Consider the following 25,058-nt stretch of genomic DNA (forward strand, 5'->3'; position numbering starts at 1 on the left):
GCACACCAGCCCGAAGTGTGCTGCCGCCCGGACGTGTACGGCCGGGACGAGGGCGGTGGCGAGGTGCCGGCCGCCGCGACGCGGGCGGGGCGACACGGGCCGGGGCGCTCGACTCCGCCGGGCGGTCGGGTCAGGGACACCGTGCGGACGCCCCCGCCGGGCGGCGCGATCGGGCACAGTTGTCGGGTGACGGTTGATCTCGCCCGCCCGCTGTCCCGCCGTGTGTTGGGCACCGAGGTGCTCCTGGTACTCGGGTTGTCCCTGGGACAGTCCGCGGTCTACTCGGCGGTCACCATCATCGCCCGGCTCACCGCCGATCGGCCGCTGTCCCAGCAGACCGCCACGCTGAACGCCTCACAGTCGGCGCGGCCCTGGCTCGACCTCACGTACCAACTCCTCGGGATCTTCTTCGCCCTCGTGCCGGTGCTGCTCGCCGTACACCTGATGAACCGGGACCGGACCCTGGACCGCGACGGGCTGCTCGCCCGGGACGCCCTGCCCGACCAGGGTCGGGGCGGTGCCCGGGAGGTGCTCGGCCTGGACGGCCGGCGGCCCGGCCGGGACCTGGCCTGGGGCGCGGCGCTGGCCGCCGCGATCGGTCTGCCCGGGCTCGGCCTCTTCTGGATCGCCGCGCACCTCGGCATCAACGCCAACGTCGTCCCGGCGAGCCTGCCCGACCTGTGGTGGGCGGTCCCGGTGCTGGTCCTATCGGCCGCCCAGAACGCGATCCTCGAAGAGGTCGTCGTGGTCGGCTACCTGATGACCCGGCTGCGGGAGCTGGGGTGGCGGATTGGCGCCGTCATCGCCGCCAGTGCTCTGCTGCGCGGCTCGTACCACCTCTACCAGGGTTTTGGCGCGTTCGTCGGCAACGCGGTCATGGGCGTGGTGTTCGCGCTGTTCTTCCTGCGTACCAGGCGGGTGCTGCCGCTGGTGGTGGCGCACACCCTGCTGGACGTGGTCGCCTTCGTCGGCTACGCGCTGCTGCCCCCGGAATGGTTCGACTGGTTGTAGCCGGGTGACTCGCCGGCGACGGTCACCGCCGGACGTCCGGCAGTGTTCGGCCAGCCGGCTCCCGAGCGGTAGTACCCCACCGTCCGGGCGGCGAGCCGTTCGGTGTTGGCGGAACTCAGCATCGCGGCGGCCAGCGTCATCGCGCCAGGCAGTCGCCGTACGGCCAGCCGCAGGGCCAGCCAGTTCGCGGTCCGGGCGACGATCGGCGCACCCAGCCGCCAGCCCGCCTCGGCCAGCCGGCCCGGTTCCGCGTCGACGTCGTCGACGTCCTCCGTCGAACCGTCGTCGGCGGCCGGTCCCGGGTCTCCCCGCCGGCCGGCGATCGCCGCCTCGGCGGCGGCCAGCGCGGCCCGGGCACTTGCCACGTCCGGGTGGACCCGGGTCAGCACCAGCAGGTCGGCGGCCCGCTCCGGCCGGGTCGGATCATGGTCGTACGCGGCCGCCAGGTGCAGCACCAGGCCGGCCTGCGCCCAGGCGACGGCGGCGAACTCGGTGAGCGGGGCGAGCATCCCGGTCGCCGTGGCCAGGGCCCCACCGGCAGCGGCGAGCCGGACGTACCGCCGGGTGGCCAACCGGACCAGACCCTCGGCGCTGGCACCGGGGTAGGCGGCCCGGACCCAGGCCGCCCAGGCTCCAGCCTCCGGGCCGAGCCCGCGTACCGCAGCCAGGGCGAGCAGTTCGGGTGTGTAGCCGGGGTGGTCGAGAATCTGCCGGACCGTCGATAGTTGCGCCTGCGGTCCAGGAGTACGCCCCGAAGCCGCTCGATCCGCCGGGCCACCGCCGTTGGGCGTGCCGACCGGGTACGACGTACCGATGCCGGTGGGTCCGCTCGGCGTGCCGCTCGCCGCAGCATCGGCTCCGGCTTCCTGAGCGCCGGACTCGTCGGCGTGGGTCTCCTCCTGGGCTGGGCGGGTCGGCCCTGCCGGGGTGGTCGGTTCGGCGGTGCCGGTATCGGCGGGTGCCGTGATCTCACTCACGGCACTGTCGGTGAAGCCGGTGGCGCCGAGGCCGGTGCGGGGAGACGGTGTCGGTGCTTCCGGGGCAGCGGCGGACGGTACCGCCGTCTCTTCGCCGGAGTCCGTCCTGGCCGGCTCGGCCGCCGTAGCCCCAGCCACCTTCTTCGCGGTGCTCCTCTTGGCGGTGGCCTTCTTGGTGGCGGTGGTTTTCTTCGCGGTGGTGGTTTTCTTCGCGGTGGTCGCTTTCTTCGCGGTGGTCGCTTTCTTGGCGGTGGTCGCTTTCTTGGCGGCGGCTGTCTTCTTCGCCGGTCCGGCCTTCTTGGCGGTGACCTTGGACCCGGCCCCCTTCCCGGTCACGCTCTGCGTGGCGGTGTCGGCGCTCGGCTCCCCGCCAGTGGCGCTGGCCGGATCGACTGCCGGGACGGCCGTTCCATCTGTGGTCACCTCGTCGGATCCTCCTGCCGGAGCCGGAGCCGGAGCCGGAGCCGGAGCCGGAGCGTCGGCCGAGGGGGCGGTGTCGGCGGTCTGTGGGCGGGTCGGCGTCGCCATGGTCGGCGGAACCCGGTCGGCCCGCCCCGTGGCCGACGGTGGCGTGGCGGGATCCGGTCGGGTGACTGCTCCGGACGACTGCGCGGTGCGGGCGGGAGGCCGCCCGGGTGGCAGTGGCTCCGGTTCGGTCGGTGGCTGGAAGAGCACTGTCGGAGGGGTCTTACGGGCGCGCGGGCGGGGCGGAGCCGGGGACTGGTCGGCCGTCTCCGTCTCAGGGTCCGGGGCGGAGGCGAAGGCGGCCTTGGTCGGGCCGGAGCGGCGCGTCGACTTCGGCGCCGGGCGGCGGCGGGGCGGCTCGGTGGGCGACTGCTCCTCCATATCACGTGAGCCTAGTCTCGGTGGCGGATCGGCACCGAACAGGAATCGGCGGAGGTCGTGCCGCCGGCCGCGCGCGGCCTGGCGGGGCTGGCCCGGGCGGGTCAGGGTCTGCCCGGGAAGTCGCTTTGCCCCGTCGGGTCGCTGCCCTGTATCCTCGACCGACGTGGTCTGGTGGGACCACAGGGAGACTTCGCCTAGTCTGGTCTATGGCGCCGCACTGCTAATGCGGTTGGGGTCTTAAAGCCCCTCCCGGGTTCGAATCCCGGAGTCTCCGCGCTGAGGTTGGTGTGTAGACTGGCCCGGCAACTGCGCCCGTAGCTCAACGGATAGAGCATCTGACTACGGATCAGAAGGTTAGGGGTTCGAATCCCTTCGGGCGCGCAAGATCATAAGGCGTCTGGCCTGCGGAAACGCGGTCAGGCGTTTTTTGTTGATCGTCCCAAGTCGACGGTGGGTGTCGTCTGGGTGCCATGTGGGTGCCGTCACTCTCTGTAATAACCGTTTGGATGTATGTGGGCTGACCTGCTGTTTTGTAGTGGCGTTACCGCTTCTTGGCGGGGTGTCGCTTGTTGTTTGGGCGCTGTTGGGGGTGGTTGTGGCGGGCCCGCTTCCTGATCTTCTCGCGTGTGCGTCGGGCTGCGGCGAGGACGAGTCGGGCGGTGGCGTCAGCGCATCTACGCTGGGCGAACGGTAGGACGCTGACGTAGGTGTCGGCGGTGGTGATGATGCTGGCGTGACCGAGTAGATCTTGCACGGTCTTCAGATCGGCACCGGCTTCGTGGGCGAGCGAGGCGGCGCCGTGGCGGAGGTCGTGCAGCCGGATCGGCGGCAGGTCGGCTCGTTTGACCAGGCGGGGTGAAGTGCAGGGTGGCGTAGCCGGGGTGCAGCGGTCGGCAGTCGGGGCGGATGAACACGTAGCCGCTGTCGAACCAGGTTTTGCCCGCCGCCTGGCGGGCGGCCTGTTCCTGTCGCTGGCGGCGTTGGTGCTCGCGGAGCACGGCGACGGTGTGCTCGTCCAGTGCGACGGCGCGGATCCCGGCGGCGGTCTTCGGTTCTCCCTCGACGACCTGGTAGCCGACCGTGGTCCGGTTGCGGAATATGAACAGGACGCCGTGGTCGAGGTCGATGTCGGTCCAGCGGAGTCCGCATGCCTCGCCGCGGCGCAGGCCGCGTAGGGCGATGAGCCACCAGAGGGCGAAGAATCGGTCGAAGGTGACCGCGTCGAGGAACGCGGCGAGGTGCACCACGGTCCACACGGCCACCTTGGGGCGTTGGCCGGTGGCCCGCCACTCCGCCACTCGCGCGGGTGTCCAGACCTGGGCGTGGGGCTTGCGGTAGGACGGGAGTTCGAGGTGCCGGATCGGATTGGCGTCGAGGAGGCCTTCCCGGACGGCGAGGTTGAGCGCCGCGCGGAGGGTGGTCCGGAGGTGTTGCAGGCACGACGGTGTCTGTGGCTGGCCGCGACGGTTGGTGGTCTTGGCGATCTCGTCGAACTCGGCGCGGATGCGTCGGATGTCGAGGTCGGCCAGGGTGATCCGGCCCATGTGCGGGATGAGGAACTGCTCGACGTCGCGGGTGTAGGCGGCCTTGGTGGTGTCCCGGATCTTGGTGCGGGTGGACAGCCAGTACCGCAGCCACCGTTCGAGGGTCTACCCCTGCGCGGTGCGTTCCTCACCGGTCCGGTTCAGCCACTCGTCCCGCGCCTGCCTGGCGGCGGCCTTGGACGGGAAACCGCCTCGGCGTGCCCGGGCGGGCTTGCCGAACGCGTCGGTCGCGGAGCAGTCGAAGTACCAGCTGCCGTGCCCGCGTTCGGGCAGGCGGGGACAGTCCTTCTCCAGTCGCTTCTTGGTGCTGTTGTCACGGCAGCCGCACCGCTTGTGGACCTTTCCCGGACCGGCCATGACGTCCCCCTATCTTGCGTGCTATCCGAGGGAATGTGAGAGTTCGTCATATTCTCGACCGGGCTTTCGGGAGGTAGGCGGACTGCCGGTCCGTCGCGGAGCTGGGTCTCGCTGCTCGGTACGGCCTGTTTGTCGCTGACCTTGTTGTCGGGTACGACGGTTCGCGGGGGATCTTGTAGTTGGCCTGTCCGATCGGGTGGCAAGGAGGTAAGACCGCCACGACGGCACGACGGGTTCGGGTAGAACGGAATCCGGCGGTAAGGAGGCGCCGTGGTGACCCGTATCCTTGTTGTCGAGGGCGAACCACATCTCCTGCACGTCCTGCGTATCAACCTGCGGGCTCGCGGATATGCGGTCAACACGGCTGGCGACGCCCGTAGCGCGCTGCGAATCGCCCGAAGGGCTCGACCTGATCTCATCGTGATCGACCTCCCGCCGGGTCACATGGCTGGCGTCCGGGTAATTGGTGACTTGCGTCGCTGGTACGACGTACCGATCCTGGTGATCTCCACGATGACTGCTACCAGCACCAAGATCGACGCGCTTGACGCCGGTGCGGACGATTACGTGGTCAAGCCGTTCGATATGCGCGAGCTGCTGGCCAGGATCCGGGCCTTGGCGCGCCGTGGCGCCGGCGCGAGCGCCGATGCGGAAGTCCTGCGGTTCGGGCGTTGCACCGTCGAGCTAGATCAGCTCAGGGTCCTGGTCGATGGCGGGGGTCTCATCATGCTGCCCGCATGGAGTGGGGTGTTCTGCGGTCACTGGCCCGCCGTTCCGGGCAGCTTGTCCCTCAGTAGCAGGTGATCGCGCGACGGCAGCCGTCACGGTGAACGTCATGGTCCATTCGCTCGTGCTGCACTCGTCGACTTGTTCGAGTGCGGCGATGGTGTCGTGGGCGATCTTGTCGATGTCCGCCCGCGCGTTCACCCAGAGTTCCCGCTCCGCCTCCAGCGCCGACTTCAGCATGCTGGTGAGGATGAACTGGTTGGCCACCACCGACGGGAACGGATCGACGAAGTTCGTCTTGAACGCCGCCGCGGCCTCGCCCGTCCACCGGGCGAGCCAAGGGTCCGTGGCCGACAATTCGTCCAGGGTGGGGTTGGCGAAGCAGGGCGTGCCGTTGATCGGATCCTTGGGGCTGTCGCCCCTGGCGAGCCTGTTGAGGGCCACGGCCAGTTGCTCGATCATCGGGTCGAACGCCGAGGGATCCGGCATCTCGGCGAACGGCTGGTAGAGGCCTGGCACGTGGCCGTAGTAGGCCTCCTGATCCACGTACGGGGATTCCGTCCACGCCTTAAACTTGATCTCGTGAGCATGCTCCATTAGTTGCCCGAAGCTCATTCTTTGCCTCTCCCATGTCGAGTACAGTCCGCACGATTCTCCACTCTGGACCTATTGCAATCCGTCCACACCGGGTTCACCATTGTCCTGCCGCAGTCGATTGAACTCGGCACGGGCTGTCTCGTCGGACGCGGAATATTCGGTGGCGGCCAGGCAGAGCGCCTCGCCGGTGTCCCTCAGATTGTCAGCGGTTTCGTTCAGGATTGCTTCGAGATCGAATCGCAGGTTCTGCCAGGACTCGAACGTCGGCCCGTAGAACCCGCCGAATCGCGCCGGACGCGCGAAAGCTCGGGTCATCCCGGATGCCGCGTTCCCCACAGCGTCGGCGGCCGTGGCGTACTCGCCTGCCACCGAGGGCAGGTTGTCCTTGCCCGCCCTCCACAGGTCGTACAGATCCGCGCCGAGATCAGCTCCACTGTTCGGCATATCGTCCCTCCCAATACGGCCCCGATGCGGCCACCGCGAACAAAAGCCAGGTGCCAACCAGGCACAGCACGGTCTGTGGCCGGACATCTACCCGGTCATCTGGCGGACAGCCGCTGGGTCAGCCCCGAGCCACACGGTCCTCGTCACTCACCAGCAGCGGAGGCAAACGCATGAGGCCATCCAACTACGTCACTGTCACTTACGCGATGATCTACTAGTTGTCACCGATCGGGATCATCGACGTTGTTGTCACCGGCTCGGGGCGTCGCGACGTGAAAGACGGGACCTGTCGGCCCGGCTGAACCAGCCGGCGTAGGTGAGCACCAGGCCGGCGACGGCTAGGGCGCCGAAGAAAAGCCGGAAGAGCAACGTCGCGGTCGGCGACCGCAGAGTGGTGTCCGCACTGGACTGGACCGTCGAAGGAACAGCGATCAGCAGGAAGCCCCGGATGGCCGCATCCGGTTCGCCACGACGGCATGTCACTGCACTACGGCATCAATGGTGCCTGGATGGCCGAGTAGCGGGCTGTCTTCGTTTTTGTCCTCGCTTGACGGGCTGACGCCAGGTGTGCTCCGTCAATCGTGGGCATAATCATTGCGGGCTTGATTGTGGTATCACGCTGGATCGCTGAGGTCAGCCAGCCGTTCGTGGTCCTCGTCGCCACCGACACCGGCCTTCGTCAGGTCCGATTCCCATCCGACATGATCGTCCTCGCGGTCCGCTGGTATCAACGGTCTGGCTGGCTACGGTCGGACCGTGGTCGGCTTGCGGAACTGCTCGATCATGGCCGCGTAGCTGTCGCCGCCGCGGCCCTCGGCCACCGCCCGGTCAGTCAGCGTCTTCACGAACTTGGGTAGTTCCACATTGCTACCGAGGGACTCGCTCTCCTGGATGAGGTGCTCCATCCCGGCCAGGTGGGTGTCGAGGGTGGAATCGACGGCCGGGTATTTACCGGCGTCGATTTGGTCCGCATAGGCGGAAACCCATTCGGTCAAGGCCCCGATCCCCTGCTTCATGAACGAGGCGAGCGTCGCGGCCTCCACTCCTGCCGTCCCGAGCAGGGCGGCGCCGTGCAGGAACCCGTTCAGAACGCTCCACATCACGGTCAGCATCGCCATGTCGTACAGCGCGGGCAGACCATGATCGACGCCTAGGTAGGTGGTGCCTGCGCCGAGGCTCCGCAGGGTCGACTCGTGCATGTCGAAGGCCGGCCGCGCCCCACTGTAGAGGAGTACGGCGTCGGCGGTGCCGATGGTCTGGGGAAAGGCCAGGATCACGCCGTCGAGGTAGGTGGCACCCTGCAGTGTCGCCCATTCGGCGGTCTCGCGGGCCTGCTTCGAGGTGCCCGTGGTCAGGTTCACCCAGGACCCGGCCCGCGAGCACGTCCCCCAGCGGGTCGAGGAGCTCACGCGCAGCCTGGTAGTCGGCTACGCAGACGACCACCAGCGGGCTCGCCGCGACGGCGTCGCGGGCCGAGGCCGCGAGGGTCGCGCCGCGGGCGACGAGCTGTTCGGCCTTGGCTGCCGAGCGGTTCCACACGGTTGTGGGGTGTCCGTCTGCCAGGAACGCTCCGGCCAGCGTCTGGCCCATCAGTCCCAGGCCGATGACCGTCACCGGAGCGTGGCTGGCGTCGGAGTAGGTCATTAGTTGCTCCCGTTCAGTTCGCTCTGCGGTTCATGACCGAACGGCTCGGTCATGCGTATTCCTCGGCGTGCCAGGCCATGGCGGGCTTGGGGTGGGGCGTTGGCGCCCGCCTTCGGGTTCGCCGTGGCCCGTGAGCATGCGTTACCCCGGTGGTGGCGGGCGCCGGGGATGTGGTGGTTGGGGGTGTGGGGTCAGCTCCGGGCGCCGAGGTAGAGGCCGCCACTAGCGTCGAGGACCTGGCCGGTGATCCAGCGGCCGTCGTCGGAGGCGAGGAAGGCGACGGCGTCGGCGACGTCTTCGGCCCGGCCGAGGCGGTTGAGGGCGGTCTGGCCGGTGAGGAGTTCCTCGACGCCCGGGGCCTCGAAGACGGGCACGTTCACGTCGGTTTTGGTGGCGCCCGGGGCGACGGCGTTGACCGTGATCCCGCGGACACCTAGCGCGCTGGCCAGGGTCAGGGTCATCGTCTCGAGGGCGCCTTTGCCCATGGCGAAGGAGGTCTGACCAGGGAGCGCCAGCCGGGCGGCGACCGAGGTCAGGGTAATGATCCGGCCGCCGTCGCGCAGCAGCGGGAGCGCCCGCTGGATGATGAAGTACGGCGCCTTGACGTTCACCGCGAAGAGATGGTCGAACCGCTCCGGGGTGTCCGTCTCGATGGGGCCGCCCGGGAGGGCCGCGGCGTTGTTGACCAGGATGTCCAGCGGTCGCCCGGCCAGCCCGCGCTCCAGGCCGGTGAACAAGGTGTCGACATCCCCCGCCGTTCCCAGCTCGGCCTGGACGGCGAAGGCGCGCCCGCCGGCCTTCTCGATCATCTCGACCGTCTCGTACGCCGCGGACTCGCTGCCGCCGTAGTGCACGGCGACGTCCGCGCCGTCAGCGGCGAGACGCTGGGCGATGGCCCGTCCGATGCCGCGCGAGGCTCCGGTCACCAGTGCGGTCCTGCCAGCCAGTCGGCCCATTCCACTCACCTCGATGTGTTAGTGACTCTCGATCTGTTAGCAACTACCAGTAAGGTACGGTATCACTCATGAGTGGTGGAAGGCCAAATCTGCGTGAACGCCGGCGGACGGAGACCCAGCGCATGATTCAGTCGCACGCGATGCGGCTGTTCATCGAGCACGGCTACGACGCGACCACCGTCAACCACGTCGCACGGGCATCCGGGGTCTCGACGATGACCGTCTACCGACACTTCCCCACCAAGGAAGACCTGGTGCTCTACGACCGGTACGACCCCCTCATCGCGGCCCGGGTCGCCGCCCGCCCGGCCGACGAGCCCTTGGTGCGCCGGATCGGGCGGACCCTGGTCGAAACGACCCGTACCCTCGTCGGACCCGCCGACGACACACCTGGAGCGCTCTCGTCGTCCGAGAAGGACCTGCTGCTCGCCCGCCTTCGGTTGATGATCGATACGCCGGCCCTGCGCGCCCGCCACCTGGACAGGCAGTTCGCCACCCAGAAGGCCATCGTCGACGCCGTGCTCGGCGACGCACCGGACCCCGAGGCGGAGTTCCGTACCTGGGTCGTGGCCAGCACCTGCCTGGCCGCGATGCTCGTCGCCCTGATGCGTTGGGCCCAGGAGGACGGGCGTCCGGACCTGCCCGGCCTGATCGCCGCCGCTCTCGGCGCCGCCTTCGACGACGACTTCACCTGATTCCCTATCGAGGATCGGTTGTCAAGAGGCCGTGTCGCTTGACGGTCCGTGACGGTGTCGGCGAGGATTTGCGTGGGGAAGGTCGCCTCGTTGCTACGCCTTGAGCGTCTTTGTGATCATGTCCCGTGAGGACTTGGTGAGGGGCCTTGCCCGCCCTGCGTTTGCTGCTGCGCGGCCTGCGGCGGATCTCCTCGGTCACGGTCCGGCGTTCGGCGATGATCTGTTTCGCCTGCTCGGGGTGACCGGGGTGCCATCGGTGTCGCAGATGACGTATGGCATGCGGCGGCGCATCACGGTCCAGAGCCGTTCGGCGAGGCGGGCCGCGACGACGCAGTTGGCCTTGAGGTGTTCGGCGCCGCGTTCGACCATCTGCTGGTGGTAGACGCGGGCGGGTTGGGGGTCCTGTTTGCGGGCGGTGTCCGCGGCGCGGATCAGGGTGGCCCGGGCGAGGCGGGAGCCGGCCTTGGACATCGGTTGGCCCTTGCGGTCGGTGTCACCGGTCTCCAAGGCGCGCGGCGCCAGGCCGAGGTAGGACTTGAAGTGCGCCGCTGTCGGGAACCGGGCCGGGTCGCCGATGACCGTGGTCATCGCCGGCCCGCCGACGTCGGCCAGGCCGGGCAGGCTGCGGGCCAGCTGCATCGGGTCCACCCACCGGTAGCAGGACTCCCGCTCGGTGGCGTGCGTGGCGAGTTCGGCGTCGATGGCGCGCAGCAGCCGTACTTCGGTGGCGATCTCGGCGGCCAGGTCGGCGAACGCGACGGCCGGGTGCTCACCGTAGAGGTCGACCGCTGCCCGGGCGACGGTCAGCCACTGCTCGGCGCGTGCCCGGCCCTGGTCGTTGTTCGACGCCTTCACGATCAGCGCGATCAGCCGGGCCTGTCCGAGCCGCAGCAGGGCACGCCGGTTGGCGTAGCCTTCCAGCACCGCCAGGTCGGCCTTGCCCAGATCCCCGGTCAGCGGGGTGACGGCATCACCTGCCGGACCAGCTGTCCCTGACACACTCGCCCATTCGTACCGCGTCTTGGGCGGTCATCTCGGTGAAGCTCCACCGGCCTGCATAGCCAGGTACGGTGCCAGCCTCGTTCTGGCCAACCGGCAAAGGACGATCATCCGTCTATCACCGCCGTTTGGCCACCAGCGTTGTAGAGCGCTTCGGCCGGGTCGTTGGAGCTGTAGCGGATCGCTTGGCTGGCGTGTTCCAGGCGGTCGTCCGAGGGCGTCTTGTTGGCCTCTGCCGTTCGGCGCAGGAAGTCCGCGACGATCCAAACCTTGATCATCGATTCGGTGGAGTTGGTCAACGTGGCACTGTTGGCCGAACCGGCGATCCGCCCGCTCTCGGGTCCAGCAATGCCCACGCGACGAAGGCGTCCACCGGCACCGATACCGGTGCGGCGGCCAGGGTCGGCGGCGGTGGCGGGGTCAGCGCGGGGCGCTGGGTGGCGGGGGTGGCGGATGCGGAGTCGGTCGGTCCGGGGGTGGTGGCGAGTTTGGCGTACGTGGCGGGGACCAGCAGGACACCGCCGGAAATGATCGCCGCGACAGCGAGCACCATGATCAGGCGAGGGCGCATTGGGGGCGGATTCTCCAAGGGGAGGCGTTGCAGATGGGTACGGGGCAGGGCTTGTTCAAGTTCCCGATGGGTCCGGTAGGTGCTCGATTCCGGTTCGGTGAGTGCTGACATGTCCGCCGCCTGATCAGTCGTCGGAGGTGTTGTCCTCGGTGGTCGTTGCGGGTTTGGTGTGGAGGAGCTCGCGGACCTGTTCTGCGGCGAGGTCGATCATGGTTAGAAGGTGATCTTCGCGGCGCTGCTCGCCAGGCCGGCGGAGGAGCCGATGAAGAGGTGCTCGGCGTGCTCGGCCGGTAGGTGCATCGAGTGGGTCACCCGGCCGGTCAGGTCGACCACGAGCAGTCGGTCGTACTCGTCGTCGCCTGGTCCGCGGACTGGGGCGGGCTGGTCCGATGCCGGTATCCCGCCCTGGTCGTGGAAGACGCGGATCAACAGGTGTTGGTGGTCCCTCCAGCCGATCAGGTCGCCGGAAAGGGGCACCGTGAAGCTGTGCTTCATCGCCCCGGTGATCGGATCGATCACCGTGACGGAGGTCTGTCGGACCCCGTCGGGGTCCGACGCGAGCGCCAGTTGCCTGCCGTCGGGGAAGAAGCTGCCCTCATCCAGCGGGCCGCCGCCGGCGGGAACGGTACGCACGACCCTGCCGGCCAGGTCATAGAAGCGGATCCCGGTCACCGTGGGATCATCGACAGACGTGGAGAGGGTCAGCGCGAGCCCGTTACTGTCCGGGGTCCAGAGCAGGCCGGTGACCTGGTCGTTCTGCGCGGCCAGGTCGGGCAACGGGACGAACGTCGTCGTGAGCGTCTCCGAATCCACCAGCAGGAAGCCGGGCGTGCCCGTGCGCGGCATGTGGGTGAAGAGGATGCGCTGCCCGTCCGGGGACCAGCGCCCGTCGCTTGAATAGCCCGGGAAGCGGGCGTCGCTGGTGCCGCTGGAATCGGTGATCCACCGTACGTTTCCGGTAGCCCGGTCCAGTACGCCTACCCGGGTGGGATAGCGCAGACTGTTGTCACCCGTCGTGACCAACACCTGGCCGCCGTCCGGGGACGGCATGGCATACCGGTACGGCACCCGGTCGTACCGGCCGGTCTTCACGTTCAACAGGAGCGAGTACTGGAAGTTTCGGCTCGGATCATCGACTTTCGGATCGCGGATTCCGCTGTACGCGGTCACCACGAGTGGCCTCAGCCCGCTATCGGCGAACTGGTCGCCGGCCGTACCGGTGACCGGAGCGATGACGGCGACCACCCCGATCAGCGCGACGCAGATCGCGGCGGCGAAGCCCCCGCCGACGGCCAGCCGGGCGACCCGTTGCCGGCGGGCGGTGACCAGCGCGGCCTGGGCCAGCCCGACCGGCGCGGGCGCGGTCTCGGCCAGTTCTTCGAATGCGATCCGGAGCGCTCCGGCGAGGTGCGGGGTCATCGGTCAGCCGTCTCCTTCGTAGCGAGGATGTCGAGCCTCGGGCAGAGTTCACGCAGCCGGGCGAGAGCACGTGCGGCGGGGCTACGTACCGTGGATTGGGTGCAGTCCAGAATCTCGGCGATCTCGCTGTCCGGCCGGTCTTCGAAGTAGCGCAGCACAAGCACCGCCCGGTGTTTGGGCGCGAGCTGCGTCAACGCCTGTCTGAGCGCCAGATTGAGGTCAACGGTGGCGGTGGCGTCGGCCGTCGCCGCCTCCGGCAGGAGTTCAGCGCTCATCTCGCGCCCCCGCCGGAGGCTGCGCCACCAACTCGTCTGCTGGCGGTACAGCGCGGTGCGCAGGTACGCCTCGGGGTTTCCGGTCCGGATCCGCCCCCAGTGTCGAGCGCCCTTGGCCAGTACCGTCTGGAGTAGATCCTCGGCCTGCTGACGGTGTCCGGTCAGGGCGAGCGCGGTGCGGAACAGTGCGTGCGAGCGGGCCGCGATGAAATCGCTGAACTCCCGTTCGAGGTCAGCGTCCACGTGCGTACCTATCCTTCATACCTACAGACAACGCCAGGCCCGGGGTGACAGCTGCTTTGCCGGCCAACACAACTGCCGCCCAACCCCACCTCGCCTCGGACGAGCACCAACCCAGATCCGAACCCGCGGGTAGTTGACGCGACACGGTGGGGACAGCCGAGCGGATCCCTTGGTACACCTGGATGACCCTTCCTCGAGGCACACGCGCCTGCGGCAACTCCTTGCCGTGACACAGGGACGCGGTGGGCGGAGTACTCGGCCCCGCCCACCGCGTATCGGGATCGTCAGCGGGCCGGTGCGGCCTCCGATACCGGCGCGCTGGTCGAGGTCGGCTTCGCCGACGAGTCTGATCGGGTGGCGTCGCCGTGTCCCGGCCACCAGGCGGTGTGGCCGAGTAGCGCGGTGACTGCGGGGACGAGGAAGAGGGACATGACGAACGCCGAGAGCACGATTCCCACCGAGACCGCGAAGCCCATTTCGGTCAGGAACGACACCCCGGCGAAGAGCATCGACGTGAAGGTGCCGGCGAGGATCAGCCCGGCGGCGGCGACCGAGGGTCCGCCGTGTTGCACCGCGAGCGCAGCGGCGGTGCGGGGATTGTTGCCGGCCCGCGCCTCCTCGCGCAGCCGGGCGATCATGAGGATGTTGTAGTCGGTGCCGATCGCGACCACGAACAGGTACAGGATGATCGGCAGGGAGAACGACAGGCCGGATCGGTCACCGGCGCCCTGGAAGGCCAGGACCGTGGCGCCGAGCGTCGCCATGAAGCCGAGGCCGACTGCGATCATGAGGTAGACCGGGGCGACGAGGCTGCGCAGGAGCAGGCCCAGGATCACGGCGATCAGCACTCCGGCCACGGGGAAGATGACCCACAGGTCGCGGGTGTTCGCGTCGCGGATGTCGGCGAAGACCGAGCTGACTCCGCCGACCAGCGCGGTCGTCCCGGCCGGGGCCTGGTCGTGGGCTACCTGCCGCAGGTCGTCACCGGCCAGGTCGAGTGCCGCTGTCGAGTACGGACTGGTGTTCAGCAGCAGGTTGATCTGGGCGGTCGTGCCGTCCGCGCTCATGGTGGCTGGGCGGCCGTCGGGTCCGGGCATCAGGTTCCCGACCCCGGGCACCTGGGCCAATGATCGTGCGTAGTCGCTGAGTGTCGCCGGGTCGAGGCGTTGGCCGTTGTTCGCGCGGACGTAGACGGTGGTCGGGTTGAGGGCGCCAGCGGGGAACCCGGCTTGCAGGTCGTCCAGGCCGCGTGCCGACTCCGTGTCGGCCGGGAGCTGTCCGACCTGGTCGTAGTCGACCTTGAGGCCGAACACACCCAGCGCCAGTACCACCATGATTCCGCCCGAGGCGAGCGCGACCACGACCGGCCGACGACCGGTGAACCGGCCGAGGCGTTGGAAGATGCTGCCCTGAGGCGTGCGCTGCCAGGATTTCGACGGCCAGAACACCTTGGTGCCGATGAGCGAGACGATGGCGGGGACCAGCGTGACCGCGGCGATCGCCATGACGACCACTCCGATGGCAAGGCCGGGGCCGAGACTCCGGAAGCCGCCGAACACCGCGAGCAGGAGGGCCCCGAACGCGATCACGATCGCCGCGGCAGCCGATGCGATGACCTCACCGACCCGGCTGACCGCCATGGCGAGCGCGTCCTTCGAGGCATCACCGGCGCGTAGCCGTTCGCGGTAACGGAACAGCAGGAAGACGATGTAGTCGGTGCCGACGCCGTACAGCACCACGGTGAGAATGGTCAACAGTGACTGGTCCACCTGCATGTCGAACGCTTTGACGAACAACGTGATGACCGCGCTCGACACGGCCGACACCACGCCGACGACCACGACCGGCAGGAACGCCGCGACCGGACTGCGATAGATGATCAGGAGAAGGCCCACGACGAGGGCCAGCGTCACGATGCTGACGACGAGCAGCGCGGTGTCGAACGCGTCCTGGTTGTCGACAAGGAGGGCGACATCCCCGGTTACCGCGTACGACAATCCAGTGCCATCCAGATCGGACTGCGCCCGTTCGCGGATCGACACGACGGCGTCACCGAGCACCGGATCGGCGGGCGAACCGGTGAGCGAGATGCTGACCAGCTGCACCTGCTTGTTCGGAGAGACTGCCTGCGGCCCGGTGACAGCGCTACCGACCCGGTCGATGCCGGCACTCCGCAGTGTCTCGGCGAGTCGGCCGACCCGGTCGGTGTCGGCAGCGTCGAGGGGTCGGCCGTCGACGCGTTTCACGACGACGGTGGCACTCGCCCCGTCGCCCTGACCGAACGCGCGCTCTGCCAACTGCTGCGCCTGCGCGGACTCGTAGCTGGAGGGCAGGAAGCTGGCCTGATCGGTGCTGACCTGGTCAGCCAAGGAAGGTGCGAAGAACGAGCCGACGAGCAGCACGAGCCACACCGCGATGACCTTCCATGGATTGAGGACGATGGCTCGTCCGAATCTCGTGAACATGTGGAAAACTCCTGTCAATGATGTCTAACCGCCGCGACGTCTACCTGTCGCGGACAGCCAATAAAGTCGGCGCGTCACCGCGAAATGCGATCGAATTTCTACGCGTGCTACTGCAGGCACACGGACGTCAAGCACACTTCGCGCCACTCCCGTGGAGGTCCAGCCGACCAGGAAGGCTTAGTGCTTCGCCTTTTGGCCCTGCGCACGGGGTGTTACCGATCGGGTCGATGACGTTGTCGTCGTAGCGCGCTTCGTTGCGCTCTTCCCCGGCCGGCCGCCGCTCCGGCGATCGGAGCGGCGTTACCGGTGGTCTGTGCGAACGATGGTGCCGGGTTTCACGGCCCGCTGGCGGGCCTCCCAGGCCAGGAACCGCTCGGTCTCGGCCAGCACGGTGCCGGCCAGCCAGGCGATCATGAGTGCGTCGTCGGCGAGGCCGAACACGGCCAGGAACAGTTCCGGCATGAGGTCGACCGGTGAGGCGATGAATACGGTCGCTGCGGCCATCATCGCCAGACGCACCCCACCGTCGTACTGGCCCCGCGCCGTGGCCGTAATCATGCGAGGTAGCGCCACCAGGCGTTTGCCCAACCCCGGCCCGCCGCGTAGGCCGGCGGTGAGCCCTCGGCCGAGGGCGATGAACGCGCTGGTGCGCTTCATGGTCTTCGCCATCCGGTTTCCCTCTCTTGTTGAGTGCTGGTAGGGGCTCGTGTCATCAACTGCAAACGAGGAGTTCCAGTCGCCGGGGGATAGTGGCGATCGGACAGCGATGACGGCGGTCCGGTCCTGCCCTGACCTGATTAGTGCGGCGGCTTCGGGGAGCGACAGGATGGGTGTCCGAGCGGTTCGTCCCGACGGATTCGGCGGCGCGATGCCTCGACCTCGATCTGTCCGTCCTCGGTGCGCCCACCACGGCGCCGGGGACACCGTCTCGGTCTGCCCGTTCCCGCAGCGTCTCCTGGTGTTCCGTCACACGAGCTTCCCGTCATCCGAGGCAGGATCGGACGGCCTTGGCCAGGCTCGACGTCTGCGGGTCGTCGGACCGGAAGGACCAGAGGTTCGTGACGTAGCCGAAGCCGACGCCAGCGTCGGGGTCTGCGAAAGCGAGCGATTCACCGGAGCCCGGGTGGCCGAGTGGCCGGCGCCCGACCAGCGGCATCGGCGGACAGGCCGAACGTGGCAGTGGACGCGATCGAGGAGGTTCGTTTCTTGCCGGCCGTGCGTTCGTCCACCGATAGAAGAGCCCTTGCGCTGCGCGTTTCGGTCTGAGGATGTTGGCATCGTGACCTGCCCGGCTGGACAGGTCACGGTGGTGTCAGGAGGTTTTGCGGCGGTAGATGGCGGTGGCGCAGATGTAGGTGACGATGAGGATGCCGACGCACCAGGCGAGGGCGATCCAGATGTCGGTGCCGACGGGCTGCTGTGTGAACAGGTCGCGGATCGTGTTGACGATGGCGGTGACTGGTTGGTGTTCGGCGAAGGCGCGTACCGGGCCGGGCATGGTGTCGGTGGGTACGAAGGCCGAGCTGATGAACGGCAGGAAGATGAGCGGGTAGGAGAAGCCGCTCGCGCCGTCGACGGACTTCGCGGTGAGGCCGGGGATGACGGCGAGCCAGGTCAGCGCCAGGGTGAACAGGATGAGGATGCCGGCGACCGCGAGCCAGGCGAGTGGTCCCGCTCCGGAGCGGAAGCCCATGAGCAGGGCGACGCCCACGACGACCGTGAGTGAGACGAGGTTGGCGACCAGTGAGGTCAGTACGTGTGCCCAGAGTACGGATGACCGGGCGATCGGCATGGATTGGAATCGTTCGAAGATGCCGCCTTTCATGTCGAGGAAGAGTCTGAATGCGGTGTAGGCGATGCCGGAGGCGACTGTGATGAGCAGGATGCCGGGCAGTAGATAGTTCACGTATGAGCCTGTGCCGGTGTTGATCGCGCCGCCGAACACGTAGACGAACAGCAGCATGAAGGCGATCGGTGTGATCGCGGTGGTGATGATGGTGTCCACGCTGCGGGTGACGTGTGTCAGGGATCGTCCGAGGAGGACGGTGGTGTCGCCGAGGAAGTGCTTGGTCATCGTTGTTCCCTTTTACTTGTTCGCGCCGACGTTGCGATCGTTGGTGGTGTCGTCTTTGCCGGGGCTACCGACGAGCGTGAGGAAGACGTCTTCGAGGGTCGGCTGCTTCTCGACGTATTCGACCTTGGCGGGCGGGAGTAGCTGTTTGAGTTCGGTGAGGGTGCCGTTGACGATGATCCGGCCCTGGTGGAGGATCGCGATCCGGTCGGCGAGTTGTTCGGCCTCGTCCAGGTACTGCGTCGTGAGCAGTACCGTGGTGCCCTGGTCGGCGAGCTGTTTGACGGCCTGCCAGACCTCGATGCGCGCCTGGGGGTCGAGGCCGGTCGTCGGCTCGTCGAGGAAGATCACCGGCGGGTTGCCGATGAGGCTCATCGCGATGTCGAGGCGGCGGCGCATGCCTCCGGAGTACGTCGACACCTTCCGGGCGCCGGCGTCGGTCAGGGAGAACCGGGCGAGGAGGTCGTCGGCGATGATGCCGGGATTCTTGAGGTGCCGTAGTCGGGCGACCAGTACGAGGTTTTCCCGCCCGGTGAGGATCTCGTCGACGGCGGCGAACTGTCCGGTGAGGCTGATCGACTCCCGCACGTTCGCCGCCTGCGTGGCGACGTCGAAGCCGTTGACGGTGGCCGTCCCGGCGTCCGCCTTGAGCAGGGTGGCCAGGATCTTCACCATCGTGGTCTTGCCCGCTCCGTTCGAGCCGAGCAGGGCGAAGATGCTGCCCCGCGCCACCTCGAAATCCACGCCACGCAGCACATGCAGTTCCTTGTACGACTTCTCCAGGCCCCGCACCTGGATCGCAGGCGCCTTTCCCTGATTGGCTGTCATCTGGATATCCGTTCTCTCTGTCGGAGCGTGTTGCGCGAACCTCGGCACATTTCCACTGGGTTCCGAGGAGTTTCAGCCGGGTACGACCGCGGCGATCGCCGGCCGGTATTGCTTGATGGTCAGGTTCCCGTTCCTGGGCGCAGGAGTGGGTCAGGAGCGGTGGATGGTGATGTCGCCGTAGGAGGTGCGGCCGCGTACCTCGACGGTTTCGTCGGCCTTCTCGGGTGGGGTGGTGTTCTCCAGTTGGTTGCGTACGTGCCCGAATCCGGTGTTGACCTCGAGCCAGGCGGCGGTACCGTCGGCGATACCGATGTCCAGGTCGCCCATGGCGGTCCCGAGCGCGACCGAACCGCGGGCGACCTCGCCGAGGTGGATGTTGCCGTTGGACGTCTTCGCGTCGACGCCGGCGCCGGCTCGCTCGATGTGGATGTTGCCGTTGGCAGCGCGTACCCGCACCTCGCCGGTGACCGCGTCGATCGTGGTGTCGCCGTTGGAGTTCTTGACCACCGCGGTGCCGTCGATCTCGCCGATCTGGATCTTGCCGGAGCCGGTGGAAATCTCGGCATTGCCGCTGATACCGCCGGCGGTCACGTGACCGGCCGAGGTGTCCAGGCGCAGCGGGCCGGTTCGTTCGAGCCCGACGTTCCCGGCGGAGGTCTTGAGCCTGCACTGCCCGAGCCGGCCGGCGCAGCGGATGTCGCCCAGCTGTAGCTGGGCGGACACCTGGGAGTCGCTGGGCAGTCCGATGGTCACCTCGACCGACCTGGTCTTACGGGAGAAGTCGAAAACGCCTGCCTTCGGGCCGATGATCCGCAGCGTGCCGTTGGTGTAGTCGACCCGGACCTGCTGGGCGGCCTTCACGTCGGACTCGTCGGCCTCGTCGCTCGGGCGCACCTCGACGAGGGTGTCGGTCCGGTCGCTCGCGGTGATCCGCACCTCGCCGACGCCGAGTTCGAGCGTGACGGAGATCGGTTCGGGTGTCTCGAAATTTGGCATGGTTGTCCCCGCATCATGGGTAGGTGAGTCGTCCCCGCAGGTCGGGGACGTGAGGTGAGGGAGGCGTGCGGTGCGGTCAGCGCACCCAGCCGGTGAAGTGCTGCTTGGTGCGTTTCCCGCCGCGTGGCTCGGGTCGCTGTTGGTGGTCGGAGCGCTGCAAGGTGGTGGCGGCCGCCCGGACGAGCCAGGCGTTGACCGAGCGCCCTTCCTTGGCCGCGGCTTCCTCGATCGCGGCCTTGAGTTGCTCGGGCAGGCGTACGTTGATCCGTGCGGCGGGGCCGTCCTCGGCGGTCAGCAGGTCGCTGTCCGGCGCCCTGTCGAGCGTCGCAGCGTGCTCGGCCGTGAGTTCGATCGACTCGGTCGGTGGCGGCGTCACCACGAAGCTCGGGTCACGGCCGCGTAGGCGCAGCTCCACCGAACCCGGAGCCAGGTCCCGGGTGATCTCGTCGGCGGCGGCAGACAGCGCATCCAGCAGCGTCATCCGGATCGCCGACTCGAGCGACCCGGTCAGGCGCTCGACCAGCGCACGCGCCTCCTCACCGCCGGCTTCGGCGAGCGTGGCGAACTCCCGTCCCAGGTTGCCCACATACGAGGTCAGGTCCATGGTGCCATCATGGCACACATATGGCACACAGACAAGCCTCACTGGCCTAGATTGAGCCATGTTGGCGCAGGCGTTGGTGCCGCTATGACATTGCGACGGCGTCGTCGCCGAAGGCGGCGGCGAGTGCCTTCGCGATCAGGTCGGGTAGCTGCTGTAGTGGGGTGTCCCGGCCAGGTGAGGATGACGCCATGCCGGAGCGCTGAGCTGGTGTCCGTGATGTCGAGGTAGACGGCTCGCTCGCTGGTTGTCCAGCTTTAAGGCGGTGAGCTGGACCTGGACGCCCCGGTCGTCGAGTACTGGCCGGAGTTCGGCGCTGCCGGCAAGGACCGGATCCCGGTGCGCTGGCTGCTGTCCCACCAGGCCGGCCTGCCGGTCGTCGACGGACCGCTGACGTTCGCGCAGGCGTGCGCCTGGGACCCGGTCATCCGCGCACTCGAGGCGCAAAAGCCGCTGTGGCGGCCCGGCACCGAGCACGTCTACCACAGCATGACCTACGGATATCTGGTCGGGGAGGTCGTGCGTCGAGTCTCCGGCAAGTCCCTCGGCACGTTCTTCGCCGACGAGATTGCCGCCCCTCTCGGACTGAGCGCGTGGATCGGCCTGCCCGAGGAACACGAGGAACGGGTGGCCAGAATTGAGTACGCCGCTCCGTTCACCATGGAGGAGTTCGTCGCCGGGATGATCGAGACGACCGGGCTCGATCCGGACACGGTCACCGCATGGATGACCGCCGTATGGGGTCCGGACTCGGTGCAGGCCCGGGGCCGCCTCCCCGCTTCCCGCCGGTCCGGGAGCCGGGATCGCAGGGCTACTGCTGCTCGCAATATTTTCTGCCGTTGGTGGTCAGAACCCAGGTTGCGTTCGCGGACGCCGTCCGCCCGGGAAAGGCCAAGCGGACAATCCTCACCTCTGGGCACACAGATCACCGGAACGCGGCGGGGCCCCAGATCCCGGCATCGCCTTCGGCGAGCATGTGCCGCCCGACGACATCCCCGCCGACGATGTGCCGCCCGACGACGTGCCGGCCGACCACATCCCGGCCGCCGACACCTTCGCCGGCACCGCCACCGGGTGACCCCGACCCGCGCCGAATAATCGGCATCGGTTGGGTGGCGGCCTTGGCTCTCACAGCGCGCGACGAACGGGCGGAGCGGTCCCCGCCCGTTCGTCACGTCACCCTTACGACGGGGTGGCGCCGGTGATGGTGAGCTGATACGGGAACGGATCGCCGACCCCGACCTGCCACATCGTGTAGTTGCGGTGCTGCGACGGTGTGGCAGCGACGACGAGCATCAGGTGCGTCTCACCGCTCTGGAGGCTGAAGTTGGCAGTCTGCCCCGGAGCGAACAGACCGCTGTAGCGTACCGAGAAGTCGCTGCGGACGGCGACCAGCTGGAAGCGCCAGTCCGCGCCCGACAAGGTGGACTGGCCTTGCAACTGGACGCTCACCTGTCCGCCGGCCGGGTTGAGCCGGAAGATGTTGTGCCCGTACTGGTGCGGTGCGTCGCTGCTCGCGATCCGGTACAGGCCGCCACCCTGGCTCTGGAGGGGGTCGGTGTGCAGCGGTCGGTATGCTCCGCCACCGCGCCACAGGTCGCTGCGGATGGCCTGCCCGTCCGAGAAGTCGTACACGACCTGGCGCGACGCGTAGTCGCCGATGAGCTCCGCGAACTCCTGGTGGTCCAGGCCGAGGACGCGTTTGATGGTGTCGATCGGATGCTCGCCCCGCCGCGCCTCGTACCAGAACTGGTTGATGACCTGTGGCCCGTACGTGTCACGGATCGTGTTGAACAGCATCCAGTCGCCGTAGTACGTCTCCTGGGCGAGCCAGCGGAAATGTTGGCGGTCGACGTAGTAGCCCGAGCCGACGACGACCTCGGGGCGCTTCATACGGGCCATGTAGTTGGCGTGCGCCTCCCATACCGGCCCGGCCACCGGGTTGCCGTGACCCCAGCCACCGCCGTTACCGTTTGCGGCGTTGATGTCACTGGCGTAGGACTGGAGGATGTGGTTGAACTCGTGGGATTCGACCCAGTTGTCCCAGGTCTTGTCGTAGGGCAGGCACATGTGTCCGGCCCCGATCTCGTCCTGTCCGGCCCAGTTGGCCCTGGGTAGGAAATTGCCGGACCAGGACCCGCACAGGTACAGGTTGATGCGGTAGTTCGCACCCTGAGTGTGGTCGGCCGGGTCGACCCAGCCGATGTCGTTCACGTAGTAGTCCCAGATCTCCTCCATGTGGTTAGCGACCCACTGGGGGTAGTTGTCGTACCCGCGCTGCCGCCCCCAGGCGACGACGTCGACGGCGTTGCCCCAGCGGACCGTGAAGTTTTCGGACTCGACAGCGTTTCCGGTGTAGGCACCCGCGTCGGTGATGAACCGTGGGACGCGGGACTGCTTGGCCTGCTGGGGTGCACATTCGGCCGTGACTGCGTAGTCGACCGAGTTGCATGCGGCGGCGTGTGCCGGGGCCGCTGCGACGGCCGCCAGCGAGCCGGCGACGAGTGCTGCGCACGCGGCGCCGACGGCTCCGAGCCGGCGGACGCGTCTTCGCGCTTGCGTGGCTACCATGTCGTGAGGCTCCCTTCTCTAGGTGATCATTTTGGCTTCAACAGTTGGATAATCATCGACGCCGGGTGCGGCGTCATCGGCGGGCGCACCAGGGCTTTCGTCGGCACAGGCCCGGCCGCCGAGGAGGCTGACCGCAAGCACCAGGACGCAGACCCCGGCGGTCAGCGCCATCGGTCGGCCCGGCTGCGTGTGGGGAGATTGCGCGTCGCGGCTCCCTTCGGGACACCCCGCCTGACGGTGCCGGGGGCAGAGTCGACTGAGACGGCCCGATGCATGCAGTGCTCGCCCCACACGGCCCTGCGGCTGACCGAAAACCTTTTCGGAGGAATCGTACATCAGCGCATGTCGATGTCAAGGGGTGGCAGGCCTCGCTCCTCCCGTCGGACACGGAGCCGAATGGTATGGGCAGGGCCGACAGATCGAGATCGAAAGCTTTTCGGGGCGAAAAATCGATGCCCATCACCGTCAAGGGCGGGGCGGGTGCAGCTCAGCCCGACCACCCGGGTCAGTGGCCCGCAAGCACGTGTCCGGCGACGGGCTCGGCCCAGCGACAAGCGGTCGCTTGACCAGCCTGATCTTCGGCACAACCCTGACCGCAGCACGTCGCTTGACTCGCGGATCGTCGGAGCCGCTCATGGCCAGCGACCCCCAGGTTGCCGAAATCCTCCACGCCGGGTTCGGTGCCGAAATCGTTTTCTATAGTTGGGCGTCGATGTGGCTCGGCGCCCATCGAGCCTTGGCCAGGAGGAACTGATGCGCCGTAGCCTCAGTCTGTTGACGGTGACCGCCGCGCTCGTTGCGGGTACGGGCAGCTCGCTAGGTGCTGCCCATGCCGCCCCGTCACCTGCTCCCGCCGCCCCGCCGTACATCATTGAACCTTTTTCAACCTGAACCGCGCGACGCTCGTGCCCCGCGTTCGACCTCGCGGTCCACCGGAGCGCAAGGGGAGGTTGAAAAAGGTTCATTGGTGGGGAGGTGATCTCGTCCGCCCCGTGGATCGCGACGACCTTGCGCAACGGATATCCCTACTGCTCCGCTTCGTTCATCGCCCCTCGGTTGGTGATGACCGCGACGCATTGCGTGGGCGGCACCATGGGCGTCCGCGTCGGCGGTGTCCGTAACGCGAGCGGAGGCACGGTCGCCGGCCTGATCCGGACCCACACCCGGTTCGATATCGCCCTGATGGAGCTGGACCGGTCCATCTACGGTCCCACTGTCGTCCTCGCCAGCGCCAATCCGCCGGTCGGTCGACAACTTCCATCTTCGGATGGGGTTATACCCGCAACACCGGCTGCACCGGCTCGCCGCCTCCACTTCAGACGGCGTCAACATCCAGAACTACTCCAGCGTCGCCAGCAGCCAAACGTGGATTCGGTCGATAGCCCGCGTGTGACATCGAAGTCGGCTTGCTGCCCGTCAGACGGCCGGGACCTCGGCGGCCGGCGGCAGCACCCGCACCAGTTCCGCGACACCGGCCGGGTCGAACCCGGGCCGCCCGGCGGGGTCGCCGTCTCTCCAGGTGAGTCTCCAGAGCTCGGGGAGATGTACTCGATCAGTTGTCACACTCGGCCTTCCGCACGGGAACCGGGCAGTACAACGGGTCCGCCCCTCCCGCTCGCCGTCGGCGTCCTCGACCAGATGAGCGATCGCCGTACGGCTGGCCGGCAGTCCAACCCCGGCGACCGGTGCACGGCGCCTCGTCTCGGCCGAGGATCGCAGGGCCTCGTGCACAGCACCCTGTACGGCCCGGATGGCATCGAGCTGGCTCGGGTCCGAGCCAGCTGGATCGGCATCCGGGGCTGAGCCGGCTGTCATCGGGGTATCACCATGGGAGAGTCCGCGCACCTACAGCGGACGAGATCCAGGCGAACAGGGGTACCGCATGTTTCTGATCTTCGGTTTGCGCACCAAGTCGGAGCGGCTGGGGCTGGTCCCGATGGTCTGCCGGGTCTGCGGGCAGCCCGGCAGCATGCTGCTGGTGCGCGAGACCACTCGGTTCAGCCTCTTCTTCGTACCGCTGTTCCGAGTCCGGACGAAGCACGCGCTCCACTGCACCAACCCGCTCTGCGGCGCGCGCACCGACATCGGAGCGGGCGAGGCACGCCGACTGCTTGCCGCAGCGCCGCGCTGACCGGCTGCGCAGCGACCCCCCGGTCGGCGGCAGATGTGCGCCCTTTGATCTTGGCTGGGGTTGACGGGAAGTCCGATGCCTCGCGCGGTAG

Annotated in this window: 25 protein-coding genes, 2 tRNA genes and 2 pseudogenes; 8 read left to right on the forward strand and 21 right to left on the reverse strand. The window is 68.1% G+C overall.

Annotation, left to right across the window (positions count from 1 at the left end; all coding sequences use genetic code 11):
* Positions 1–186 precede the first annotated feature (186 nt).
* Complete coding sequence (locus ACSMXO_RS00890) at positions 187–1,011, forward strand: CPBP family intramembrane glutamic endopeptidase (protein WP_346263373.1); 825 nt, start codon at positions 187–189, stop codon at positions 1,009–1,011.
* On the opposite strand, the gene ACSMXO_RS00895 is transcribed toward ACSMXO_RS00890, so the two are convergent.
* Positions 972–2,411: a hypothetical protein gene (locus ACSMXO_RS00895; protein WP_455416367.1), complete on the reverse strand. Its 1,440-nt coding sequence runs from the start codon at positions 2,409–2,411 to the stop codon at positions 972–974. The two genes, ACSMXO_RS00890 and ACSMXO_RS00895, sit on opposite strands and share 40 nt — an antisense overlap.
* A gap of 606 nt (positions 2,412–3,017) precedes the next feature.
* Here ACSMXO_RS00895 and ACSMXO_RS00900 point away from each other — a divergent pair.
* Positions 3,018–3,108: transfer RNA gene (locus ACSMXO_RS00900), tRNA-Ser, on the forward strand.
* A 34-nt stretch (positions 3,109–3,142) separates the two neighbouring features.
* Positions 3,143–3,215: transfer RNA gene (locus ACSMXO_RS00905), tRNA-Arg, on the forward strand.
* A 160-nt stretch (positions 3,216–3,375) separates the two neighbouring features.
* On the opposite strand, the gene ACSMXO_RS00910 is transcribed toward ACSMXO_RS00905, so the two are convergent.
* Together ACSMXO_RS00910 and ACSMXO_RS00915 are read right to left on the reverse strand one after the other, a co-directional pair.
* A complete protein-coding gene (locus tag ACSMXO_RS00910) occupies positions 3,376–4,509 on the reverse strand; it encodes a tyrosine-type recombinase/integrase (protein ID WP_455419123.1) in 1,134 nt (377 codons plus the stop codon).
* A complete protein-coding gene (locus tag ACSMXO_RS00915) occupies positions 4,484–4,735 on the reverse strand; it encodes a hypothetical protein (RefSeq protein WP_455416368.1) in 252 nt (83 codons plus the stop codon). Before ACSMXO_RS00915 ends, ACSMXO_RS00910 begins: the two co-directional genes overlap by 26 nt.
* A 273-nt stretch (positions 4,736–5,008) precedes the next feature.
* Between ACSMXO_RS00915 and ACSMXO_RS00920 the strand changes: the two genes are divergently transcribed.
* The gene (locus tag ACSMXO_RS00920) at positions 5,009–5,539 is read left to right on the forward strand and encodes a response regulator transcription factor (protein WP_455419124.1); all 531 of its coding nucleotides are present in this window, start codon (positions 5,009–5,011) and stop codon (positions 5,537–5,539) included.
* On the opposite strand, the gene ACSMXO_RS00925 is transcribed toward ACSMXO_RS00920, so the two are convergent.
* The 5 genes and pseudogenes from ACSMXO_RS00925 to ACSMXO_RS00945 all read right to left on the reverse strand — a co-directional run bounded on the left by ACSMXO_RS00925 (position 5,420) and on the right by ACSMXO_RS00945 (position 9,102).
* A complete protein-coding gene (locus ACSMXO_RS00925) occupies positions 5,420–6,076 on the reverse strand; it encodes a hypothetical protein (RefSeq protein ID WP_455416369.1) in 657 nt (218 codons plus the stop codon). The genes ACSMXO_RS00920 and ACSMXO_RS00925 overlap by 120 nt on opposite strands.
* A 51-nt stretch (positions 6,077–6,127) precedes the next feature.
* A complete protein-coding gene (locus ACSMXO_RS00930; protein ID WP_455416370.1) occupies positions 6,128–6,502 on the reverse strand; it encodes a hypothetical protein in 375 nt (124 codons plus the stop codon).
* A 743-nt stretch (positions 6,503–7,245) separates the two neighbouring features.
* On the reverse strand, positions 7,246–7,863 hold the full coding sequence (locus ACSMXO_RS00935; protein WP_455416371.1) for an imine reductase family protein: 618 nt from the start codon (positions 7,861–7,863) through the stop codon (positions 7,246–7,248).
* 19 nt (positions 7,864–7,882) lie between these two features.
* A pseudogene (locus tag ACSMXO_RS00940) lies at positions 7,883–8,146 on the reverse strand (NAD(P)-binding domain-containing protein); the annotation flags it as partial.
* Between the two features lie 191 nt (positions 8,147–8,337).
* Entirely contained in the window at positions 8,338–9,102 is a 765-nt protein-coding gene (locus ACSMXO_RS00945; protein WP_455416372.1) for an SDR family oxidoreductase, read from the reverse strand.
* Between the two features lie 122 nt (positions 9,103–9,224).
* Between ACSMXO_RS00945 and ACSMXO_RS00950 the strand changes: the two genes are divergently transcribed.
* A complete protein-coding gene (locus ACSMXO_RS00950; protein ID WP_455416373.1) occupies positions 9,225–9,797 on the forward strand; it encodes a helix-turn-helix domain-containing protein in 573 nt (190 codons plus the stop codon).
* 195 nt (positions 9,798–9,992) lie between these two features.
* On the opposite strand, the gene ACSMXO_RS00955 is transcribed toward ACSMXO_RS00950, so the two are convergent.
* The 11 genes from ACSMXO_RS00955 to ACSMXO_RS01005 all read right to left on the reverse strand — a co-directional run bounded on the left by ACSMXO_RS00955 (position 9,993) and on the right by ACSMXO_RS01005 (position 20,268).
* Complete coding sequence (locus ACSMXO_RS00955) at positions 9,993–10,796, reverse strand: transposase (RefSeq protein WP_455416374.1); 804 nt, start codon at positions 10,794–10,796, stop codon at positions 9,993–9,995.
* A 107-nt stretch (positions 10,797–10,903) separates the two neighbouring features.
* Positions 10,904–11,095: a hypothetical protein gene (locus ACSMXO_RS00960; RefSeq protein WP_455416375.1), complete on the reverse strand. Its 192-nt coding sequence runs from the start codon at positions 11,093–11,095 to the stop codon at positions 10,904–10,906.
* Positions 11,092–11,367: a hypothetical protein gene (locus ACSMXO_RS00965; protein WP_455416376.1), complete on the reverse strand. Its 276-nt coding sequence runs from the start codon at positions 11,365–11,367 to the stop codon at positions 11,092–11,094. The genes ACSMXO_RS00960 and ACSMXO_RS00965 overlap by 4 nt, the downstream gene beginning before the upstream one ends.
* 213 nt (positions 11,368–11,580) lie before the next feature.
* On the reverse strand, positions 11,581–12,786 hold the full coding sequence (locus ACSMXO_RS00970; protein ID WP_455416377.1) for a TolB family protein: 1,206 nt from the start codon (positions 12,784–12,786) through the stop codon (positions 11,581–11,583).
* Positions 12,783–13,304, reverse strand: a complete 522-nt coding sequence (locus tag ACSMXO_RS00975; RefSeq protein WP_455416378.1) for a SigE family RNA polymerase sigma factor — start codon at positions 13,302–13,304, stop codon at positions 12,783–12,785. The genes ACSMXO_RS00970 and ACSMXO_RS00975 overlap by 4 nt, the downstream gene beginning before the upstream one ends.
* Before the next feature lie 284 nt (positions 13,305–13,588).
* Positions 13,589–15,769, reverse strand: a complete 2,181-nt coding sequence (locus tag ACSMXO_RS00980) for an MMPL family transporter (protein ID WP_455416379.1) — start codon at positions 15,767–15,769, stop codon at positions 13,589–13,591.
* Between the two features lie 300 nt (positions 15,770–16,069).
* The gene (locus ACSMXO_RS00985) at positions 16,070–16,438 is read right to left on the reverse strand and encodes a DUF1232 domain-containing protein (RefSeq protein WP_455416380.1); all 369 of its coding nucleotides are present in this window, start codon (positions 16,436–16,438) and stop codon (positions 16,070–16,072) included.
* Positions 16,439–17,081: 643 nt separating this feature from the next.
* Positions 17,082–17,843, reverse strand: a complete 762-nt coding sequence (locus ACSMXO_RS00990) for an ABC transporter permease (protein ID WP_455416381.1) — start codon at positions 17,841–17,843, stop codon at positions 17,082–17,084.
* Positions 17,844–17,855: 12 nt separating this feature from the next.
* Positions 17,856–18,668 carry an ABC transporter ATP-binding protein gene (locus ACSMXO_RS00995; RefSeq protein WP_455416382.1) on the reverse strand — a complete coding sequence of 271 codons (813 nt, stop codon included), beginning with the start codon at positions 18,666–18,668 and terminating at the stop codon, positions 17,856–17,858.
* Between the two features lie 150 nt (positions 18,669–18,818).
* Positions 18,819–19,664 carry a DUF4097 family beta strand repeat-containing protein gene (locus tag ACSMXO_RS01000; protein ID WP_455416383.1) on the reverse strand — a complete coding sequence of 282 codons (846 nt, stop codon included), beginning with the start codon at positions 19,662–19,664 and terminating at the stop codon, positions 18,819–18,821.
* Positions 19,665–19,740: 76 nt separating this feature from the next.
* Positions 19,741–20,268, reverse strand: coding sequence for a YlcI/YnfO family protein (locus tag ACSMXO_RS01005; RefSeq protein ID WP_455416384.1), 528 nt, complete (start codon positions 20,266–20,268; stop codon positions 19,741–19,743).
* Positions 20,269–20,529: 261 nt separating this feature from the next.
* Here ACSMXO_RS01005 and ACSMXO_RS01010 point away from each other — a divergent pair.
* A pseudogene (locus tag ACSMXO_RS01010) lies at positions 20,530–21,012 on the forward strand (serine hydrolase domain-containing protein); the annotation flags it as partial.
* A 435-nt stretch (positions 21,013–21,447) separates the two neighbouring features.
* Here the strand turns inward: ACSMXO_RS01010 and ACSMXO_RS01015 are convergent.
* Together ACSMXO_RS01015 and ACSMXO_RS01020 are read right to left on the reverse strand one after the other, a co-directional pair.
* Positions 21,448–22,836: a DUF6055 domain-containing protein gene (locus ACSMXO_RS01015; RefSeq protein WP_455416385.1), complete on the reverse strand. Its 1,389-nt coding sequence runs from the start codon at positions 22,834–22,836 to the stop codon at positions 21,448–21,450.
* A gap of 18 nt (positions 22,837–22,854) precedes the next feature.
* On the reverse strand, positions 22,855–23,007 hold the full coding sequence (locus ACSMXO_RS01020) for a hypothetical protein (protein ID WP_455416386.1): 153 nt from the start codon (positions 23,005–23,007) through the stop codon (positions 22,855–22,857).
* Between the two features lie 804 nt (positions 23,008–23,811).
* Here ACSMXO_RS01020 and ACSMXO_RS01025 point away from each other — a divergent pair.
* Complete coding sequence (locus ACSMXO_RS01025; protein ID WP_455416387.1) at positions 23,812–24,639, forward strand: trypsin-like serine protease; 828 nt, start codon at positions 23,812–23,814, stop codon at positions 24,637–24,639.
* 79 nt (positions 24,640–24,718) lie between these two features.
* Positions 24,719–24,967, forward strand: coding sequence for a zinc-ribbon domain-containing protein (locus ACSMXO_RS01030; protein WP_346262541.1), 249 nt, complete (start codon positions 24,719–24,721; stop codon positions 24,965–24,967).
* Positions 24,968–25,058 lie beyond the last annotated feature (91 nt).

The organism is Plantactinospora sp. DSM 117369, from assembly GCF_053764795.1.

Excerpts from the sequence above, each read along its gene's own strand:
- ACSMXO_RS00915 (WP_455416368.1), bottom strand. The coding sequence starts at position 4,735 with ATGGCCGGTCCGGGAAAGGTCCACAAGCGGTGCGGCTGCCGTGACAAC.
- ACSMXO_RS00925 (WP_455416369.1), bottom strand. The coding sequence starts at position 6,076 with ATGAGCTTCGGGCAACTAATGGAGCATGCTCACGAGATCAAGTTTAAG.
- ACSMXO_RS00930 (WP_455416370.1), bottom strand. The coding sequence starts at position 6,502 with ATGCCGAACAGTGGAGCTGATCTCGGCGCGGATCTGTACGACCTGTGG.
- ACSMXO_RS00945 (WP_455416372.1), bottom strand. The coding sequence starts at position 9,102 with ATGGGCCGACTGGCTGGCAGGACCGCACTGGTGACCGGAGCCTCGCGC.
- ACSMXO_RS00950 (WP_455416373.1), top strand. The coding sequence starts at position 9,225 with ATGATTCAGTCGCACGCGATGCGGCTGTTCATCGAGCACGGCTACGAC.
- ACSMXO_RS00965 (WP_455416376.1), bottom strand. The coding sequence starts at position 11,367 with ATGCGCCCTCGCCTGATCATGGTGCTCGCTGTCGCGGCGATCATTTCC.
- ACSMXO_RS00970 (WP_455416377.1), bottom strand. The coding sequence starts at position 12,786 with ATGACCCCGCACCTCGCCGGAGCGCTCCGGATCGCATTCGAAGAACTG.
- ACSMXO_RS00980 (WP_455416379.1), bottom strand. The coding sequence starts at position 15,769 with ATGTTCACGAGATTCGGACGAGCCATCGTCCTCAATCCATGGAAGGTC.
- ACSMXO_RS00985 (WP_455416380.1), bottom strand. The coding sequence starts at position 16,438 with ATGGCGAAGACCATGAAGCGCACCAGCGCGTTCATCGCCCTCGGCCGA.
- ACSMXO_RS00990 (WP_455416381.1), bottom strand. The coding sequence starts at position 17,843 with ATGACCAAGCACTTCCTCGGCGACACCACCGTCCTCCTCGGACGATCC.
- ACSMXO_RS00995 (WP_455416382.1), bottom strand. The coding sequence starts at position 18,668 with ATGACAGCCAATCAGGGAAAGGCGCCTGCGATCCAGGTGCGGGGCCTG.
- ACSMXO_RS01000 (WP_455416383.1), bottom strand. The coding sequence starts at position 19,664 with ATGCCAAATTTCGAGACACCCGAACCGATCTCCGTCACGCTCGAACTC.
- ACSMXO_RS01005 (WP_455416384.1), bottom strand. The coding sequence starts at position 20,268 with ATGGACCTGACCTCGTATGTGGGCAACCTGGGACGGGAGTTCGCCACG.
- ACSMXO_RS01015 (WP_455416385.1), bottom strand. The coding sequence starts at position 22,836 with ATGGTAGCCACGCAAGCGCGAAGACGCGTCCGCCGGCTCGGAGCCGTC.
- ACSMXO_RS01020 (WP_455416386.1), bottom strand. The coding sequence starts at position 23,007 with ATGGCGCTGACCGCCGGGGTCTGCGTCCTGGTGCTTGCGGTCAGCCTC.
- ACSMXO_RS01030 (WP_346262541.1), top strand. The coding sequence starts at position 24,719 with ATGTTTCTGATCTTCGGTTTGCGCACCAAGTCGGAGCGGCTGGGGCTG.